Genomic DNA, 18,139 nt, shown 5'->3' on the forward strand with positions numbered 1-18,139 from the left:
CCTCAGGCCCCGGACGGCGCCCGGCTCAGATCGACCACGCAGAACAGGTTCCCGTCGGGGTCGGCCAGGACGACGAAGTCCGGCGCCGGCGGGTAGCTGTCCCAGTCGACGCGCTGCGCGCCGAGCCCGACCAGCCGCTCGACCTCGCGCGCCTGCTCGGCCGTCGAGTCCACGAGCAGGTCGAGATGGATCCGTGGATGCGGTTCGGGCGGCGACTCGCTCCGCATCAGCCCGAGCACACGTTCGCCGTCAGTAGGCCGTACGAGCGTCCGCCAGGTGTCACGGGACCACTCGGGGCTCTCCAGCAGATCCAGCGCCTCGGTCCAGAACGCAGCAGCAACCGTCACGTCGGCCACACCGACCACGGGATATCCGAGCCTGATCACCGCGCCAACCTACCCCGGCGCGGCAGGCGCCCGGACGGCTGTTCGCCGGACCGGGTGCGCTCGCCTCACATGCTCGCGATCAGCTTCTCGACGCGCTCGTCGTGGGACTTGAACGGGTCCTTGCACAGCACCGTGCGCTGGGCCTGGTCGTTCAGCTTCAGGTGCACCCAGTCGACGGTGAAGTCGCGGCGGCGCTCCTGCGCCCGCTTGATGAACTCGCCGCGCAGCCGCGCGCGGGTGGTCTGCGGCGGGACCGACTTGGCCTCGAAGACCCGGAGGTCGTCGACGACGCGGGTGACGGCGCCCTTGCGCTCGAGCAGGTAGTACAGGCCGCGCGGGCGGTGGATGTCGTGGTAGGCCAGGTCGAGCTGGGCGACCCGCGGGCTGGCCAGGCCGAGGTTGTTCTGGGCGCGGTAGCGCTCGATCAGCCGGTACTTGATCACCCAGTCGATCTCGCGCTCGATGCCGGACAGGTCGCCGGACTCGATCGCCTTCAGCGTCCGCTCCCACAGCGACAGCGCCCGCTCGACCGCCGGCGTACCGAGCTCCCGGCGGTCGACGAAGTCGCGCGCCTTCGACAGGTACTCGCCCTGGATGTCCAGCGCGCTGGCCTCGCGGCCGTTGGCCAGCCGGACCTCGCGGCGGCCGGTCATGTCGTGGCTGATCTCGCGGATCGCACGGATCGGGTTGTCCAGCGTGAGGTCGCGCATCACGATGCCGGCCTCGATCATCCGCAGCACCAGGTCGGTGCTGGCCACCTTGAGCAGCATCGTGGTCTCGGACATGTTCGAGTCGCCGACGATCACGTGCAGCCGGCGGAACCGCTCGGCGTCCGCGTGCGGCTCGTCGCGGGTGTTGATGATCGGGCGGGACCGGGTGGTCGCGGACGACACCCCTTCCCAGATGTGCTCCGCGCGCTGGCTGACGCTGTAGACCGCGCCGCGCGGCGTCTGCAGCACCTTGCCCGCGCCGCAGATCAGCTGCCGCGTCACCAGGAACGGGATCAGTACGTCGGCGAGCTTCGCGAAGTCGCCGTGCCGGCTGACCAGGTAGTTCTCGTGGCAGCCGTAGCTGTTGCCGGCCGAGTCGGTGTTGTTCTTGAACAGGTAGACGTCCCCGAAGATGCCTTCGTCGTGCAGCCGCTTCTGGGCGTCGACCAGCAGGCCCTCCAGGATCCGCTCACCGGCCTTGTCGTGCGCGATCAGGTCGGTGACCGAGTCGCACTCGCCGGTGGCGTACTCCGGGTGGGAGCCCACGTCGAGGTAGAGGCGTGCCCCGTTGCGGAGGAAGACGTTGCTGCTCCGCCCCCAGGACACGACGCGCCGAAACAAGTACCGCGCCACCTCATCGGGGGTCAGTCGGCGCTGACCGCGAAAAGTGCAGGTGACTCCGTACTCGTTCTCCAGGCCGAAGATTCGCCGGTTCACATCACCCACACTACGGCGCCCCTCCGACATCCGTGCCCTGTCCCAGGCGCGGCGTTTCGGGGCGTTACCCCTTTGATGTCAACCGCCCCTGGTTCGAGGAGGCTTTCCGGCGGGCGGTGGATCTTCGGTGGAGGTCCGTTCGACAGCAGTGACGGCGATGGTTGCAACTGCCACCGTCGGGGCCATGAGACGCCGAACCTTCCTCGCCGCCGCCGCATCGACCGCCTGCGCAGCAGGTCTTCCGGCCACGCCCGCATCCGCCCTCGCTTCCCCCCGTACCGGCCTGGTCCTCAACCTCCCACGACCGACCGGCCGATACCCCGTCGGCACCACGATGCTCCACCTCACCGACAGCTCCCGCCCCGATCCGTGGAACGCGGCAACAACTCGCGAGCTGATGACAACGATCTACTACCCGGCCCTGCACACCCACGGCCACGCCCGGGTCCCCCACCTCACCCCCACCGCCGCCGCGATCTTCACCGGCCTCGACGCCGGCCTCCTCCACCCCGAGCTGCCCTCCAGCGGGGTCGACTGGGCCGCCACCCGCACCCACGCGTACGCCGACGCCCCCGCACTCCCCGTACGCCGTCCCGTCCTCCTCTACAGCCCCGGTGGCGCCGATCCCCGCACCATCGGCACGTCCCTGGCCGAAGACCTGGCCAGCCACGGCTACGTCGTCGTCACCATCGACCACCCCGGCGAGACCAGCGAGGTCGACTTCCCCGGCCGCCCACCGCGCGTCATCGAGATCACCCCCGACGTCCAGACCGATCCCGTCCTCAACCGGACGATGATGACGACCCGCTTCGCCGACATCCACTTCGTCCTCGACGAGCTGCACCGCCTGCCAGGACACCCGCTCCACCGCACCCTCGACCTCCGCCGCGTCGGCACCTACGGCCACTCCGCCGGCGGCGCCACCGCCGCCCAGTCCATGCACGCCGACCCCCGCATCCGTGCCGCCGCCAACCTCGAGGGCTACCTCGACCTCGCCGACGGCGAGCTCTACCCCATCGCCCAGCAAGGCACCCGCCGCCCGCTCCTCCTGGCCGGCACCGACGGCTACACCAACCCGCGCTTCGACCGCACCTGGTCAGCCGTCCAGTCCCACGGCGGCCCAGTACGCCGTACGCAGCTCAGCAACGCCAACCACTGGGCCTTCACCGATTACGCAGCCTTCGCCCCGCAACTGGTCGCCGCCGGCCTGATGACCCCGGCCGAGCGCACCCAACTGGTCGGCGACAACCCCCACACGCTGACCGCCGTCCGCACCCTGCTCCGCAGGTTCTTCGCCCACGCCCTGGCGCCTTGACCGAACCGAGCGACAGGAGGTATCCACCCGCCAACGCCCAAGCCGAGCCACCGCCCGTCTGCAGCCGACCGGCGAAGCCGGATACCTCCTGTCGCTCGGTACGCCTGCTACGGCAGCACCCCCGGCGGATGATGACGCCCCGACCGATCCGTCCACCCCTTCGCGTCGGACTCGGCGCCCACCTCGGCGACGTCCCAGACCAGATTGCGTACGCCGGGCCGGTCGACCACGTGCTGGTCGAGCATGTCCTGGTGGTAGCGCCGCGCGCACAGCTCGTCGTTGTACACCTGGACCATGTGCCCGTCGCGGGTCCACGTGCCGTGCACGAAGCCCGGCATCGGGATCTTGCTCGCGGCCATCAGCGTCAGCTGCTCACGCAGCCCGTCGATCTGGTCCGCGTCGATGTCCCAGACTCCGATCACTGCCCACATAGCGCCCTCCCTGGCGCCAGTATGGGATCAGAGGTCGACCAGGTCGAGGAGCTGGCCGAGCTCCTTCGGGTCGAGCTCGCGGAGCTCGCCCGTGTGCAGGTTGCCGCGGCGTACCGGTCCGATCGCCGTCCGGGTCAGCCGCTTCACCGGGTGCCCGACCGCGTCGAACATCCGCCGGACGATCCGGTTCCGGCCCTCGTGCAGCGTGATCTGGATCAGCGTGCGGCCCTTGATCTCCGCGGTGACCTTGACCGTGTCGGCCCGCGCCGGCCCGTCCTCGAGGTCGACACCGTCGAGCAGCCGGCGCAGCACGACCGGCTTCACGTTGCCGTCGACCTCGGCGACGTACGTCTTGCTCACCTCGTACGACGGGTGCGCGAGCCGGTGCGCGAACTCACCGTGGTTGGTGAGCAGCAGCAGTCCCTCGGTGTCGGTGTCGAGCCGCCCGATGTGGAACAGCCGCTCCTCGCGGTCCTGCACGTAGTCGGCGATGCACGGCCGGCCCTGCGGGTCGGACATCGTGGTGACGACGCCGCGCGGCTTGTTCAGCACCAGGTACGCGTGCGCGCTCGTCGGCGGGATCCGCTCGCCGTCGACGCGGATCACCGACACGGCCGGGTCGACCCGCGTCCCGAACTCGGTGACCACCGAGCCGTCCACCTCGACGCGCCCCTGCTCGATCAGCAGCTCAGCACTCCGCCGGCTCGCGACCCCCGCCTGCGCCAGCGCCTTCTGCAACCGGATCCCGGTGTCTTCAGTCATCACTACCGCTACGGTACTGCGCTGCCCCCGGGGCGCTGTCGCCGCCTGCCTCACGGGGGCCGTCCGCCGGTACGCCGTCTGCGGCGCGTACGCCGCCGGCGAGGTCGTCCTCGTCGTCGAGCCGGACGTCCCCGGTCTCGCCGGTCAGCTCCTCGGCGGGCTCGAGCAGGTCGTCGTCCTCGTCGTCGAGGTCGTCCTCGTCGAGGTCGTCCTCGTCGTCGTCATCGCTGTCGTCGCTGTCGTCACCGGAGCCGTCGTCATCGTCGTCGTCCGAGTCCGCGTCATCGTCCGAGTCGTCGTCGTCCGAGTCCGTGTCGTCCTCGGCTCCACCGATCTCCGGGATCTCGGCCGGGTCAGCCTCTTCCTGATCCAGCTCGGTCTCCCCACCGGCCTCCAGCTCCTCGGCCGGCTCCAGCTCCTGCTCGCCGTGCTCCAGATCCAGCTGTGGCGCAGCCTCGGTGCTCAGATCACCGTCGATCCCCGCCGCACCCACGTCCGAGGTCACCGCCTCGTCCGGCTCCGGAGTGGCGACGCCGTCCGGCGTACCAGGAACGTCTTCGATGGTGGTGTTCTGGGCGGCGAGCTCTTCTTCCACGTCGTCCATCTCCGGGAGGTAGGGAGCGAGTTCCGGCAGGTCGTCCAGACTCTGCATACCCATCCGCTCCAGAAAGTAAGAGCTGGTCCGGTAGAGCGTCGCCTGCGACTCGGTGTCCGCACCGGCGTCCTCGACGAGCCCGCGGCTGATCAGCGTCCGCATCACACCGTCGACGTTCACCCCACGGATCGCGGAAACCCGCGCCCGGCTGACCGGCTGCTTGTAGGCGACCACCGCGAGAGTCTCCAGCGCCGCCTGGGTCAGCCGCGCCTGCTGCCCGTCGAGCACGAACTTCTCGACGTACTGCGCCTGCGCGGGCCGCGTGTAGTACCGCCAGCCGCCGCCGACCTCCCGCAGGTCGAACCCGCGGCCTTGCTCGGTGTACTCGCCGGCCAGCTCCTTCAGGGCCGCGGTGACGTCCGGGAGCGCCCGACCGACAGCGCGGGCGAGCACGAGCGCGGGAAGCGGCTCGTCGGTCACCATGAGGATGGCTTCCAGCGCCTGCCGCATGGCGACGTCGTCGATCACCTCTTCGCCGGCAGCCGGCTCCTCCTCCAGCTGCAGCAAGAGCTCCTCAGCGCCACCCGACTCCTCGTCGGCGGCCGGTACTTGAGAGGCGTCCGCAGGAGGCACATCCTCGCCCGGGGCGTCGTCGGCGAGGGCGTCATCGGCGGGGCCGCTCGGGCCGTCGTCCGCCGGCGCGTCCTCGGCCGGCGTGTCCTCCGCCCGCACGTCGTCGATCACCACCTCCCCAGCACCCGGCTCCTCCTCCGGCTGCAGCAAGAGCTCCTCAGCACCATCCGACTCCTCGTCGGCGGCCGGTACTTGAGCGGCGTCCGCAGGAGGCGCATCCTCGCCGTTGGCGTCCTCCGCCTGTACGTCATCCATCGGCTCGTCGTGCTGTTCGACCGGCTGCTCCGTGCTGGTGACCGAGTCCAGGGCGTCGGCGGTGGCCGGGTCAGGCTGGGGGTGGGAATCGGTCACTGGTCTGCCGTCTCGGTCGGGGCTTGGAGGGAGGGGGCGGGGGCCGCGTCGGCGGTCGGCTCAGCAGGCGAGTCGGCGGTCGACTCGGCGGCCGGCTCAGGCTCGGGTTCGTCCTCGGTGAGGGACTCGCCCTCGGCGAGGAACGCGGTGATGTGGTCGTCGGTGACCTCGGGGGCTTCCCCCTCGGCCGAGTCCGGCGGCGTGACCTCGTCGAACTCGTCGCCCACCGCGATGTCGCCCTCGTCGGTCCCGGTCCAGCGAATGGTCAGCTCACCCAGCGGCGTCACCTGCTCGAAAGCGACAGCGGCCTCACGGAACAGCTCCAGCAGCGCCAAAAAGCGGCAAACAGTGGTGACCGTGTCAGGCGAGTCCGACACCAGCGTCCGGAACGTCGTCGTGCGCTGCCGCCGCAGCCGGTCCACGATGACCGCGGCCTGCTCCCGCACCGTCACAGCCGGCGCATGCAGATGCTCCAGCGACACCCCCTCGGGGATGATCGTCCGCGGCGCCATCGCAGCGGCAGCGAGCGCCGCGAACTCGTCCGGCGAGACGCCGAGCAGCACCTCCGGCAGCAGCTCGGCGTACCGAGGCTCCATCCCCACCGCGCGCGGGAACCGCAACCCCTCCTCGGCGACCCGCTGCTGGATCAACGCCGCGATCTGCTTGAACGCCCGGTACTGCAGCAGTCGCGCGAACAGCAGATCCCGCGCCTCCAGCAGCGCCAGGTCCTCCGCGTCCTCGACATCGCCCTGCGGAAGCAGCCGCGCCGCCTTCAGATCCAGCAGCGTCGACGCGATCAGCAGGAACTCCGACGTCTGATCGAGATCCCACTCCGAGCCCAGCGCCTTGATGTGGGCGATGAACTCGTCGGTGATCTTCGACAGCGAGACCTCGGTGATGTCGAGCTTGTGCTTGCTGATCAGCTGCAGCAGCAGGTCGAACGGCCCCTCGAAGTTGACCAGGTGGACGCTGAAGCCCTTGCCCGACGAGGACGGTTCACCCTCGGCGAGGTCGAGCGGTACGTCGGTCGAGGTGTCGGCCATGACGAACTACTCCGCGGCAGCCCGGAGCCGCTGCACCAGCACCGAGTCCGGGCCGTGGTCGACGAAGTCGGCCAGCAGCACGTCGATCGCCTCGCGGACGATCCGGCCGCGGTCGGCGGTCAGGCCGTGCTCGGCGCGCAGCGCGAGTCTGGTCTGTTCGAGTCCGAGCAGCTCTTCCTCCGTCACGTACACGGTGATCTTCGTGTCGTGCCGGATCCGGCCACTGGACTTGCGGTCCTCGACGACCGCGGTCCGGGCCCGGCCGGCCGGAGCCGGTCGGTCGGACAGCGCGGGGCCGTCGGTGGCGGTGCGCTTCTCGGGTCGGGTCTGTTTCGGTGCCGCACCCCCGAACAGCTCGCTGGCACCTGGCAGGCTCACCCGGCGGGACAACGCGCCAGCACCTCCTTGGCAAGGTCGCGGTACTGGGTAGCCGCTTGGGACGAGGGGGCGTAGGTCGTGATCGGTTCGCCGACGACCGTGGTCTCGGGGAACTTCACGGTACGCCGGATGACGGTGTGGAAGACGCGCTCGTCGAAGGCCTGGACGACCCGGTCGAGCACTTCCCGGGCGTGCGTGGTCCGCCCGTCGAACATGGTGCCGAGGATGCCGACGATCTCCAGCTTGGGGTTGAGCCGGTCCTGGACCTTACCGATCGTGTCGGTCAGCATCGCCAGGCCGCGGAGCGCGAAGAACTCGCACTCCAGCGGTACGACGATGCCGTGCGACGCGGTCAGCGCGTTCACGGTGAGCAGGCCGAGCGACGGCGCGCAGTCGATCAGGATCACGTCGTAGTGCGGGATGATCGGCTCGAGGACGCGCTGCAGCGTGTACTCGCGGGCGACCTCCTGGACCAGCTGGACCTCGGCCGCGGACAGGTCGATGTTGGCCGGCAGCAGGTCGAGGTTCTCGACCTTGGTGGCCTGGATGACCTCGTCGGGCCGGATGTCGCGCTGCATCAGCAGGTTGTAGACCGACAGCTCGAGGTCGTGCGGCTGCACGCCGAGCCCGATCGAGGCCGAGCCCTGCGGGTCGAAGTCGATCAGCAGCACCTTGCGCCCGGTCTCGGCGATCGCGGCGCCCAGGTTGATGGTGGTCGTGGTCTTGCCGACGCCACCCTTCTGGTTGCACATGGCGATCACCTGGGCCGGCCCGCGACGGGTCGGCGGCAGCACCTCCGGCAGATCGGGAAGCGGCCGTCCGGTCGGCCCGATCTTGTGCCTCGGGCCGTGCGGGTCATTCACAGGTGCCATGTCCTCCGCGGTGAGCTTGGCCGTCGGCCGGGGCATCTCCGCATAGTTGTTCGGGATGATCGGGCGCTGCTGGCCCGCGTCGGCAGCGGCCGGCGGGTCCTGCGGCGCCGTACCCGGGTCCGTGCTCGGCTCCGGGCCGGGTTGCGTCGTGCTCGGTTCGGGGGCCGGCGACATCGGTTCCGTCGTCGGCTGGAGGTGCAGGTTCTGCAGGTGCTGGGTGCCCGGGAATGTCGACTCGTTCATGACTCGTCAAACCTTTCAACCGATGCGGGCGATCCCAGCGACTGTAAGCGTGCATTCAAGCACTCTCAAGCGGCCACTCCGCAGCCGGGTCGGGCTGTTTCCGGTCGGCATTCCACAGCAGGCCGATCACCCAGGAAAGGTGACCGACCGTGCACAGATGATCGCACACCGTCGAATTCCCCAGCTCACCGGGGTCCCTCCGGAGCGTGAACGCCCCGGTTCAGAGCGCTCGCGGGTGCGACGTCGCGTACACCTCACGCAGCTTGTCGACGGTCACCAGCGTGTACACCTGCGTCGTCGTCACCGACGCGTGCCCGAGCAGCTCCTGCACCACCCGTACGTCGGCCCCGCCGTCGAGCAGGTGCGTGGCGAACGAGTGGCGCAGCGTGTGCGGCGAGATCTCCTTGCTGATCCCGGCCCGCTGGGTCGCCCGGCGCAGCACCGTCCACGCGCTCTGCCGCGACAGCCGCCCGCCGCGCGCGTTCAGGAACAGCGCATGCGACCCGCGCCCCCGCCCGACCAGCTCCGGCCGTCCACGCACCTGGTACGCCGCCAGCGCGTCGCGCGCGTACGACCCGACCGGGACGACGCGCTCCTTGCTGCCCTTGCCGCGCAGCAGCACCTGCCCGGCGTCGAGGTCGATCTCGTCGACGTCCAGCCCGACCGCCTCGGAGATCCGCGCACCGGTCCCGTACAGGAACTCCAGGAGCGCCGCGTCGCGCGTCTCCAGCACGCCGGACTCGCCCTCGACGCCGGCGGCCGCGGTCAGGATCCGCGTCACCTCGTCGACCGACAGCGCCTTCGGCAACCGCTGCGGCGGGACCGGCGGTTTCACCGCGGCCGCCGGGTCGGTCGCGGTCAGTCCTTCGCGCAGGCAGAACTTGTGGAACCCGCGGACCGCGACCACGGTCCGTCCCGCGCTGGACGCGGTCAGCGGCGGGTGGTCGGCGTCGCCCTCCCGCAACCGCATCAGGAAGTCGCCGACCACCGCCTCGCTGACCCGGCCGAGCGCCGTGATCCCGGAGCCGGCCAGGTACTCGTCGTACCGGCGCAGGTCCCGCCGGTACGACGCCAGCGTGTTGGCGGCCAGTCCCCGCTCGACCGTCAGGTGGTCGAGGTAGGCGCTGACCGCCCTGCCGATGTCACTCACGCCGAGCAGTCTGACGGATGCCTCAGACAAGGACCTCGTCGAGCTTCAGCTGGTCGAGGCCGTGCGCCTCGGCGACCGGGCCGTAGGTGACGTGGCCGTCGAAGGTGTTCAGGCCGAGCGCGAGGCTGTGGTCGTTCTTCAGCGCCTCCCGCCAGCCCAGGTTGGCCAGCTCCACGGCGTACGGGAGCGTCACGTTGGTGAGCGCGTACGTCGAGGTGTTCGGCACCGCGCCCGGCATGTTCGCGACGCAGTAGAACAGCGAGTTGTGCACCTTGTAGACCGGGTCGGCGTGCGTGGTCGGGTGCGAGTCCTCGAAGCAGCCGCCCTGGTCGATCGCGATGTCGACGAGCACGCTGCCCGGCTTCATCCGCGAGACCAGCTCGTTGCTGACCAGCTTCGGCGCCTTCGCGCCGGTGACCAGCACCGCACCGATCACCAGGTCGGCCTCGAGCACCGCGCGCTCGATCTCGTACGCGTTCGACGCGACCGTACGCAGGTGGCCCTGGTAGGTCCGGTCGGCGTCGCGCAGCCGGGCGATGTTGCGGTCGAACAGCTGCACCTCGGCCTGCATGCCGAGCGCGATCGCGGCCGCGTTCATCCCGGCCACACCGGCGCCGATCACGACCACCCGCGCGGAGTGCACGCCGGAGACGCCGCCCATCAGGACGCCGCGGCCGCCGCCGTTGGCCATCAGGTGGTACGAGCCGGCCTGCGGCGCGAGCCGGCCCGCGACCTCGCTCATCGGGGCCAGCAGCGGCAGCGAGCCGTCGGGGAGCTGGACGGTCTCGTACGCGATCCCGGTGATCCCGGAGTCGGTGAGCGCCTTGGTGGTCTCGGGGCTGGCGGCCAGGTGCAGGTAGGTGAACAGCACCTGGTCGCGGCGCATCCGGTGGTACTCCTCGGCCACCGGCTCCTTGACCTTGAGCACCAGCTCGGCCTCGCCCCACACGTCGTCGGCGGTCGGCACGATCCGCGCCCCGGCCGCGACGAACTCCTCGTCCGGCAGCAGCGACCCGGTACCGGCGCCCTGCTCGATCAGGACCTCGTGCCCGCTGCGCACGAACTCGTGCACGCCGGCCGGGGTGATCGCCACCCGGTACTCGTGGTTCTTGACTTCCTTCGGAACTCCGACCTTCACTGCTCGCCCTTCTTCCGTGTCCAGGGAATGCGGCCCACAACGTTGTGTCCGCGGCCCGGCGGTCGAGGGGTCGTCCGTGCCGAGTCGCTGCGAGTGTAAGCCCGCGGGGTCAATACCACTTCAGCCGATGGTCTTGTCCGGTGACGACGCGCTGACGGGGAGTTCTGCGGGTTGGTTACACTCCTGCCCTAGACGTCACAGTGCCTCGCGAAGTTGTCTCGCGACAGACCGGTTCCGGTCGTTCGGCCCCATTCTTGACGCAATCTTTTCGCTCCCGTTTCCCTTGTGTGACAGTCGTTTCCGGCACCGTCCGGTCACCTGCGGTGAAAGGTTCTGGCATGCAAGAAATCACCCTGCCCGGTACGGCGTACGGCGAGCACGTGCCGGACGACGTCCTCGCCGCGGCGAGCCTGTGAACGGCTGCTGGCCCGGCTGTCCGTCAACCTGGAGACATGTTCGACGGATACTCTGACGAGACTGCTGCCCTGGCCGGGACGACCGTGCGGTACCGGGTGGGCGGCGACGGGCCGCCGGTGCTGCTGCTGCACGGGTTTCCACAGACCGGGGCCTGCTGGCACCTGGTCGCTCCCGTGCTGGCGCGGACGCGGACGGTGGTCGTGCCCGATCTGCGGGGGTACGGCGGGTCGTCGCCGGCGTACGACGACAGCGTCGCGGCGTACTCGAAGCGTGCGCTGGCCGGTGACCAGGTCGAGCTGATGGAACGGCTCGGGTACGCGCGGTTCGCGGTGGTCGGGCACGACCGCGGCGGCCGCGTCGGCTACCGGCTGGCGCTCGATCATCCGGAGCGGGTGGAGAAGCTGGTGACGCTCGACATCGTGCCGACGGCCGACATGTGGGCGGCCGCCACCAAGGTGCCCGAGGAGAAGCTGCAAGCGTGGCACTGGAACCTGCTGGCCCGCCCCGAGCCCGAGCCGGAGGAGCTGATCTCCGGCGACTACCTGTACCCCGGCGGCAGCCCGTCGCTCTCGTCGCACCCGATCGCGCTGGCTCCCGAGGCGCTCGCCGAGTACCTGGCCGCGCTCGAGAACCCGACGGTCCGCCACGCGATGAGCCAGGACTACCGCGCCGGCGCGACCATCGACCGCGCGCTGGACGAGCAGGACCTGGCCTCCGGCCGCACGATCGCATGCCCGCTGCTGGCGCTGTGGGGCAGCTCGGGCGGCCTGCCCGAGTGGTTCGATCCGCTGGAGATCTGGCGGCGCTGGTCGCCGACCGTCCAGGGCGGGGCGCTCGACTGCGGGCACTTCGTCCCCGAGGAGGCCCCGGAGGCGCTGCTCGAGCGGCTCGACAAGTTCCTCTGACCGCGGATCTGGTTGCTTGGGCAACCATCGTTGAGTGACTTCGGAGTAACAGGTTGACTTGACGGTGTCGCCGGAATGGTCGCTCTCCGCTCGGAGCTGCCCCAAGGGAAGCGTTGACGGAAGGAGCACGACGTGGCGGTCGATCTGGGACGGTTCGGGGTCTGGCACCAAGCCGAGAAATGGGGCCCGGAGCTGGCCGCCGGTCTGGAGCAGCTCGGGTACGGCGCGCTCTGGCTCGGCGCCTCGCCGGACGCGGACCTGCGCGACGCCGAGGTGCTGCTGGCCTCGACCGACACGGTGAAGGTCGGCACCAGCATCGTGAACATGTGGAAGGACGACGCCGCCGCGGTCGCCGCGTCGTACCACCGGCTCGAGGAGGACCACCCGGGCCGGTTCGTGCTCGGCGTCGGGATCGGTCACCCGGAGCGCACCGGCGAGTACAAGACGCCGTACGAGACCATCGTCGACTACCTGGACGCCCTCGACGACGCGAAGGTCCCGGTCGACCGGCGGGCGCTGGCCGCGCTCGGGCCGCGGGTGCTGAAGCTGTCCGCGGCTCGTACGGCGGGCGCCCTGCCGTACCTGACGACGCCCGAGCACACCCGGCAGGCCCGCGCGACGCTCGGGCCGCGTGCGCTGCTCGCGCCGGAGCAGAAGGTGGTGCTGGAGATCGACGCGGACATCGCCCGCTCGATCGCCCGCGACTACCTGGCCAGCTACCTGCAGCTCAGCAACTACACGAGCAACCTGGAGCGCCTCGGGTACCACGACCACGACTTCGAGGACGGCGGCAGCGACCACCTGGTCGACGCGCTCGTCCTGCACGGGACGGCGGTGGAGATCGCCGACGGGCTCAAGGCGCACCTCGACGCGGGGGCCGACCAGGTCGTCATCCAGCAGCTCGGCAAGGAAGGCCCGGATTTGCTGCCGGGTTACGAGGCGCTCGCCACGGTCCTCATCTGACGCCCTAGCGAAGCGTGCTGTGCTTGTTGTTCAGCGGAGCGTGAAGTCGGCGAAGTCGAACCCCGGCGACACGACGCACGACACCAGCACCGCTTCGTCACCGGCCGGGCGCGCGCTCTGCCACGCCCCGGCCGGTACGACGAACTGCGGGTGCTGACCCGCGCGCACGTCCGGCCCGAGTGTGATCGACTCCGCCGCCCCGGGGTCGTCGCCGGTGCCGCCGAGGTCGAGGGTCAGCGGTCCGCCGGAGTGCCACAGCCAGATCTCGGCCGAGCGGACCCGGTGCCAGCGCGACTCCTCACCCGGCGCGAGCAGGAAGTAGATCGCGGTCGCGCTCGCGCGCTTGCCGTCGTACCCGGCCGGCTCGAACATGACGTCGGAGCGCCAGGTCTCGCGGTACCAACCGCCCTCGGGGTGCTGGGACAGGTCCAACGCCTCGGCCAGCTCGGGCCGCTCCTGGGTCGCCATGCCGGAAACGGTAATACCCGTGACGGCCACGCCCCGCGGCAGGCAGAGTTCGGTCATGAACTCGCCACAGCGCCCGACCGCCTACCACCAGCGTCTCCCGTACGGCGAACGCGTGTCGCCCGCACCGCTGCTCGGCAGCCCGTTCTTCGCCTTCGACGGCGACGTGCAGGTCGTCGTACTGGACGAGCCGGTGCTGCCCGAGCCGCCTCGCGCGGGCGAGGAGGGCGGCGCGCCCTGCCCGACCTGCAGCGACCCGGACGGGCTGGCGATCTGGGCGGACGAGCGGTGGGTGGTCAAGGCCGGGTTCGAGCCGACCGGGCTGCAGATGGTCGCGTTGCTCCTGCCGCGCGAGCACTACCGGCTGGACAACCTGACGCCTGAGCTGGTCGCGGATCTCGGCTCGATGATCCAGCGGGTCGCGGGCGCGGTGGGGCGGATCGAGGGCGTCGGGCGAACGCACTTCAGTCGCTTCGGGGACGGAAGCGAACACTTCCACGTGTGGTTCTTCGCCCGGCCGGTGGGGATGCAGCAGCTGCGCGGGCCGCTGCTGTCGGTGTGGGGCGACATCCTGCCGCCGGTCCCGGAGGAGGAGTTCCGGGCGAACACGCGGACGGTCGCGGCGGCGCTCACCGAAGTGTCCGGTGCGCCGATGGGGTTGGGCGTACCGAACGACAGGACGTAGTCGGCTTCCAACCCGTCACGGCGGTCACCGCCAGCGGGGAGCGGGCGGTGATGCCGGCCTACTTCCTGTCGTCCGGTACGGACTTCCGCGGCGCCGAGTGGGCGTCCACGGAGTACGCGTGCCGCTCCCCCAGCAACCGTCGCGCCATCGCGAAGTCCGGCGTGTCCTCCTCGGTCCGCAGATGGAACGGCGGCGGGAAGTAGCAGTCCCCGAGCAGCATCACGTCCGACTCGGGGTCGACGGCAACGATCGAGTCCGGCGCGTGCTTGCCCCCGACGTGCCGCAACTGCACCCCGGTCGGCAACAGCAGCGTCTCCTCGAAGGTCGTGTCCGGCGCGACGATCCGCAGCTCGGAGAAGTCCGGTACGGCGAGCGCCCGCGCCCGGAAGCTCGGCCCGAGCTTCGGGTTCTGCCGCACCTGGTCGTGCAGGTACTGATGGCTCCACGGCCGCTCGGCCTCCGCTTTCAGGATCGCCGTCGCCGACGCGTGCGCCACGATCTCCACGTCCTCCCACGCCGCGGCGCCCCAGGTGTGGTCCCAGTGGTGATGCGTGAACACCAGCCACCGCGGCGCCGGCAGCCCAGCGGCCTCGACAGCACGCCGTACGACGCGACCGTGCGCCGGACTGTTGCCCGCGTCGATCAGCACCGACCCGCGCTCGTCCGCGATCACGCCGACCGCGGCGCCGATCGCCTCGGGATCGGGGTCGTGCGGGTAGATCCAGACCCTCCCGGCGACATGTTCCAGCTCCATCTGGACGACGATAGTGCGCATGCAGACGAGAGCGCGCGACCTGGGTGTGGCGATCGGGACCCTGCCGACCGGGGCACTGAACGCGATCACCGACGTCCCCGGGGTGCTGGTCGGGCAGACGACGCTCGCGGACGGCGACCTGCAGACGGGGGTGACCGCGATCGTCCCCGCCGGGGTGACCGGCGGTCTCCCGGCAGCTGTTGCTGTGGGCAACGGCTACGGGAAGCTGGTGGGGTCCACGCAGCTGGAGGAGCTCGGGCTGCTGGAGACGCCGATCGTGCTCACCGGCACGCTCTCGGTCTTCCGCGCCGCGGACGCGCTGGTGACCTACTTGCTGGAGCGCGACCCGCAGGCGATCAGCCTCAACCCTGTCGTCGGCGAGACCAACGACGGCTACCTGTCGGACATCCGCCGCCGCCCGATCACCGAGCTGCACGTGCTCGACGCGCTCACCTCAGCCTCGGCCGACCTCCCCGAAGAAGGTTGCGTAGGAGCCGGCACCGGAACGTGTGCGCTGGGCTTCAAGGCCGGGATCGGCACGGCATCGCGCCGGATCGGGGCGGCGGATCGTCCGCCCCACGGCACTGTCGGCGTGCTCGTCCAGTCCAACTTCTCCGGCACCCTCCAGGTCCTCGGCACCAAGATCCCCGCACCCCCGCGCGAACCCGACGGCAACTCCTGCCTGATCGTCGTCGCCACCGACCTCCCCCTCGACGCCCGCCAACTCGGCCGCGTCGCTCGCCGCGCGATCTTCGCGCTCGGCCTGATCGGCTCCGACTACGCCCCCGGCAGCGGTGACTACGCGATCGCCTTCGCGACGAAGCACCAGCAACCGATGCCCGACCGCGACCTCCGCCCGGTCTTCCAGGCCACCCTCGAAGCCGTCGAGGAGGCTCTCCTCAACTCCCTAGTCGCCGCCCGCACGACGACTGGCTACAAGGGCCGCACCCAGTACGCCGTACCGCACGAACTGATCACCGCGGCGCGGGATAGAGCGCAGCCACCGTCGTCGCCAACCGCCTGATCTCGGCCCGCACCTCCTCCGGCGCGAGCACCTCCAGCTCGTCGCCGTACCGGATGAACTGCGACGCCGCGTTGCCGACCGACTCGATCGGCACCTCCACCGTCACGGTCCCGTCGACCTCGGGCTCGACGCCCTCGATCGCCTTCACCAGCAGGGGAAACGACACGTCCTTCAACCGCCGCACCAGCCCCGCCGACGCCCTGACCGTGGCGGTCCCGGTGAACCGCCGCTGGTCGAACTCCTCCAGGTGCTCCCGCCAAACCGTCGCCAGGTCGAACCCGCGCGGCCGGCTGAACTCCTCCTCGGTGATCGTCAGCTCGAGGATGTTCGACACCCGGTACGTGCGCACCGCGGCACCCGCGGCCGCGACGACGTACCAGCTCCCGTTCTTGAGCACGAGCCCGTACGGGTCGAGCACCCGCTCGACCTCGCGCGGCGCTTCCCAGCGCCGGTAGAGCACCCTGACGCGCCGGTCGTGCAGCACGGCCTCGGCGACCGGCGCGAGATGCGGCGAGTCCTCGGCGTCGGAGTACCAGGCGGGCATGTCCAGGTAGAACCGGTTCTTCAGCCGCCCGGCGCGGTCGCGCTGATCCGGAGCCAAAGCCGCGAGCAGCTTCAGCTCCGCCGCCGACGTCTCCGCCGTCAGCCCGAGCGCAGCCGCCGGCCCCGGCATCCCCACGAGGAACAGCGCCGCCGCCTCCTGCTCGGTCAGCCCGGTGAGCCGAGTCCGGTACCCGTCGACCAGCCGATACCCACCGGCCCGCCCCTGATCGGCATACACCGGCACGCCGGCCGCCGCGAGCGCCTCGACGTCCCGATAGATCGTCCGCAACGACACCTCGAGCTCATCGGCCAGCTCCCGCGCCGTCAGCTGCCGCCGCGTCTGCAGCAGCAGGAGAATCGACAACAACCGACTGGAACGCACGCCTCAGACCCTACGCCCGAACACTGCCACGACCTGTCAGGTTTGGGTCGGGATGCGACCCCGCGTGCACTGTGCGAACCTGTGTCGATGCGCACCTTCCTGACCGCGCCGCCCTGGGCACTCGCCCTGCTCACGGGCGGTCCGGTCGGTGCGGCGACCGCCTTGCTGATCGTCCTGACCGGCGACAGCCGAGCGTCCGCAGTACGGCGGTCGCGCTGATCGACGCCCGTCTCCGCGACCTGCGCCGCGCCGGCTGCGGCGCCGGGAGCTTCTGGTCGCCGGATAAACACTGCCACGACCTGTCAGGTTTCGCTGTCAGGGTCTGTCCATGAGCAAACTGACCAGTGATTTCGACTTCCTGAACGGGCACTTCGACGTGGCGCACCGGCAGCTGCGCAAGCCGTTGAGCGGGAGCGACGAGTGGGACGAGTACGCCGGGACGTGCAGCGCCCGGACGCACTTCGACGGGGCGATCAGCCTGGACGAGATGCAGTTCCCGACCAAGGGCTCGTACGGGCTGTCGCTGCGGCTGTTCGACCCGCAGACCGAGGAATGGTCGATCTACTGGGTGAACAGCACGTCGTACGAGGTGTTCCCGCCGGTCCGCGGCAAGTGGGCCGACGGGTCGTGCTGGCTGGTCGGCGAGGACACGTACGACGGCCGCCCGATCCTCGCCAGCTACAGCTGGTCCGACATCACCGCGACGAGCGCGCACTGGGAGCAGTCGTTCTCCGAGGACGGCGGCGAGACCTGGGAGGTGAACTGGACGATGGACTTCACCCGCCGCGAGACCGCGCCGCCCGCGCCCGGCGCCGCCAAGGTGACCGGCGACTTCGACTTCCTGGTCGGCAGCTGGGACATGCACAACCGCCGCCGCCGGCCCGCGCTCGGCGACCCGGCCGAGTGGTACGAGCTGGAGTCGAAGATGCAGGTCTGGTCGTACTTCGACGGCGCGATCAGCTTCGACGAGGGGTGGTTCCCGTCGCTGAACTTCCAGGGGGCGACGTTCCGCGTCTTCAACCCGGCGACCGGTCAGTGGTCGATCCACTGGGTGAACAGCCAGCGCGGGCAGCTGGAGACGCCGGTGGTCGGCTCGTTCACCGACGGCATCGGGATCTTCGAGGGCCCAGACGTGTGGGAGGGACAGGAGATCGACGTGCGCTTCCGGTGGACGCCGGGCGACCAGCAGGCGAGCTGGCAGCAGTCGTTCTCGACCGACGGCGGGGAGACGTGGGTGCCGAACTGGGAGATGACGCACACCCGTACTAGCTAGCGGC

General features: G+C 70.5%; 20 protein-coding genes. 7 read left to right on the forward strand and 13 right to left on the reverse strand.

The genetic code is table 11. The features are described 5' to 3' along the window. Positions 1-2: 2 nt before the first annotated feature. Together AB0M01_RS01115 and pafA are read right to left on the reverse strand one after the other, a co-directional pair. Positions 3-386, reverse strand: coding sequence for a VOC family protein (locus AB0M01_RS01115; protein ID WP_363664812.1), 384 nt, complete (start codon positions 384-386; stop codon positions 3-5). 65 nt (positions 387-451) lie between these two features. Further along, the gene (gene pafA / locus AB0M01_RS01120) at positions 452-1,813 is read right to left on the reverse strand and encodes a Pup--protein ligase (RefSeq protein ID WP_012922680.1); all 1,362 of its coding nucleotides are present in this window, start codon (positions 1,811-1,813) and stop codon (positions 452-454) included. 184 nt (positions 1,814-1,997) lie between these two features. Between pafA and AB0M01_RS01125 the strand changes: the two genes are divergently transcribed. Continuing rightward, positions 1,998-3,128, forward strand: a complete 1,131-nt coding sequence (locus tag AB0M01_RS01125; protein ID WP_363664813.1) for an alpha/beta hydrolase — start codon at positions 1,998-2,000, stop codon at positions 3,126-3,128. A gap of 107 nt (positions 3,129-3,235) precedes the next feature. Here the strand turns inward: AB0M01_RS01125 and AB0M01_RS01130 are convergent, their stop codons facing one another. The 8 genes from AB0M01_RS01130 to ald all read right to left on the reverse strand — a co-directional run bounded on the left by AB0M01_RS01130 (position 3,236) and on the right by ald (position 10,724). Beyond that, entirely contained in the window at positions 3,236-3,559 is a 324-nt protein-coding gene (locus AB0M01_RS01130) for a hypothetical protein (RefSeq protein WP_363664814.1), read from the reverse strand. 27 nt (positions 3,560-3,586) lie between these two features. Then, the gene (locus tag AB0M01_RS01135) at positions 3,587-4,321 is read right to left on the reverse strand and encodes a pseudouridine synthase (RefSeq protein ID WP_363664815.1); all 735 of its coding nucleotides are present in this window, start codon (positions 4,319-4,321) and stop codon (positions 3,587-3,589) included. Then, positions 4,314-5,900, reverse strand: a complete 1,587-nt coding sequence (scpB, locus tag AB0M01_RS01140; RefSeq protein ID WP_363664816.1) for an SMC-Scp complex subunit ScpB — start codon at positions 5,898-5,900, stop codon at positions 4,314-4,316. The genes AB0M01_RS01135 and scpB overlap by 8 nt, the downstream gene beginning before the upstream one ends. After that, complete coding sequence (locus AB0M01_RS01145) at positions 5,897-6,943, reverse strand: segregation/condensation protein A (protein WP_363664817.1); 1,047 nt, start codon at positions 6,941-6,943, stop codon at positions 5,897-5,899. The genes scpB and AB0M01_RS01145 overlap by 4 nt, the downstream gene beginning before the upstream one ends. Before the next feature lie 6 nt (positions 6,944-6,949). After that, positions 6,950-7,333, reverse strand: a complete 384-nt coding sequence (locus tag AB0M01_RS01150; RefSeq protein ID WP_363664818.1) for a hypothetical protein — start codon at positions 7,331-7,333, stop codon at positions 6,950-6,952. Beyond that, on the reverse strand, positions 7,318-8,193 hold the full coding sequence (locus AB0M01_RS01155; protein WP_363666180.1) for a ParA family protein: 876 nt from the start codon (positions 8,191-8,193) through the stop codon (positions 7,318-7,320). The genes AB0M01_RS01150 and AB0M01_RS01155 overlap by 16 nt, the downstream gene beginning before the upstream one ends. Before the next feature lie 463 nt (positions 8,194-8,656). Further along, on the reverse strand, positions 8,657-9,586 hold the full coding sequence (xerD, locus tag AB0M01_RS01160) for a site-specific tyrosine recombinase XerD (protein ID WP_363664819.1): 930 nt from the start codon (positions 9,584-9,586) through the stop codon (positions 8,657-8,659). 22 nt (positions 9,587-9,608) lie between these two features. Further along, positions 9,609-10,724, reverse strand: a complete 1,116-nt coding sequence (gene ald, locus AB0M01_RS01165; protein ID WP_363664820.1) for an alanine dehydrogenase — start codon at positions 10,722-10,724, stop codon at positions 9,609-9,611. Positions 10,725-11,176: 452 nt separating this feature from the next. Between ald and AB0M01_RS01170 the strand changes: the two genes are divergently transcribed. After that, complete coding sequence (locus AB0M01_RS01170; protein WP_363664821.1) at positions 11,177-12,046, forward strand: alpha/beta hydrolase; 870 nt, start codon at positions 11,177-11,179, stop codon at positions 12,044-12,046. A 132-nt stretch (positions 12,047-12,178) separates the two neighbouring features. Beyond that, the gene (locus AB0M01_RS01175) at positions 12,179-13,009 is read left to right on the forward strand and encodes an LLM class F420-dependent oxidoreductase (protein ID WP_363664822.1); all 831 of its coding nucleotides are present in this window, start codon (positions 12,179-12,181) and stop codon (positions 13,007-13,009) included. Positions 13,010-13,039: 30 nt separating this feature from the next. On the opposite strand, the gene AB0M01_RS01180 is transcribed toward AB0M01_RS01175, so the two are convergent. Next, entirely contained in the window at positions 13,040-13,477 is a 438-nt protein-coding gene (locus tag AB0M01_RS01180; protein ID WP_363664823.1) for a cupin domain-containing protein, read from the reverse strand. A 55-nt stretch (positions 13,478-13,532) separates the two neighbouring features. Between AB0M01_RS01180 and AB0M01_RS01185 the strand changes: the two genes are divergently transcribed. Then, entirely contained in the window at positions 13,533-14,159 is a 627-nt protein-coding gene (locus AB0M01_RS01185) for a hypothetical protein (RefSeq protein ID WP_363664824.1), read from the forward strand. A 58-nt stretch (positions 14,160-14,217) separates the two neighbouring features. Here the strand turns inward: AB0M01_RS01185 and AB0M01_RS01190 are convergent, their stop codons facing one another. After that, a complete protein-coding gene (locus tag AB0M01_RS01190; protein WP_363664825.1) occupies positions 14,218-14,913 on the reverse strand; it encodes an MBL fold metallo-hydrolase in 696 nt (231 codons plus the stop codon). Between the two features lie 19 nt (positions 14,914-14,932). On the opposite strand from AB0M01_RS01190, the gene AB0M01_RS01195 reads away from it, so the two are divergent. Then, on the forward strand, positions 14,933-15,937 hold the full coding sequence (locus tag AB0M01_RS01195) for a P1 family peptidase (RefSeq protein WP_363664826.1): 1,005 nt from the start codon (positions 14,933-14,935) through the stop codon (positions 15,935-15,937). Here AB0M01_RS01195 and AB0M01_RS01200 read toward each other — a convergent pair. Beyond that, positions 15,888-16,862, reverse strand: a complete 975-nt coding sequence (locus tag AB0M01_RS01200) for a transcriptional regulator (protein ID WP_363664827.1) — start codon at positions 16,860-16,862, stop codon at positions 15,888-15,890. The genes AB0M01_RS01195 and AB0M01_RS01200 overlap by 50 nt on opposite strands. An 87-nt stretch (positions 16,863-16,949) precedes the next feature. On the opposite strand from AB0M01_RS01200, the gene AB0M01_RS01205 reads away from it, so the two are divergent. Then, positions 16,950-17,081, forward strand: a complete 132-nt coding sequence (locus AB0M01_RS01205; RefSeq protein WP_363664828.1) for a hypothetical protein — start codon at positions 16,950-16,952, stop codon at positions 17,079-17,081. A 109-nt stretch (positions 17,082-17,190) separates the two neighbouring features. After that, entirely contained in the window at positions 17,191-18,135 is a 945-nt protein-coding gene (locus AB0M01_RS01210) for a hypothetical protein (protein ID WP_363664829.1), read from the forward strand. Positions 18,136-18,139 lie beyond the last annotated feature (4 nt).

Origin of the sequence: Kribbella sp. NPDC051770 (assembly GCF_040681455.1) — a bacterium.
In the GTDB taxonomy this organism is placed as follows: Bacteria; Actinomycetota; Actinomycetes; order Propionibacteriales; family Kribbellaceae; genus Kribbella.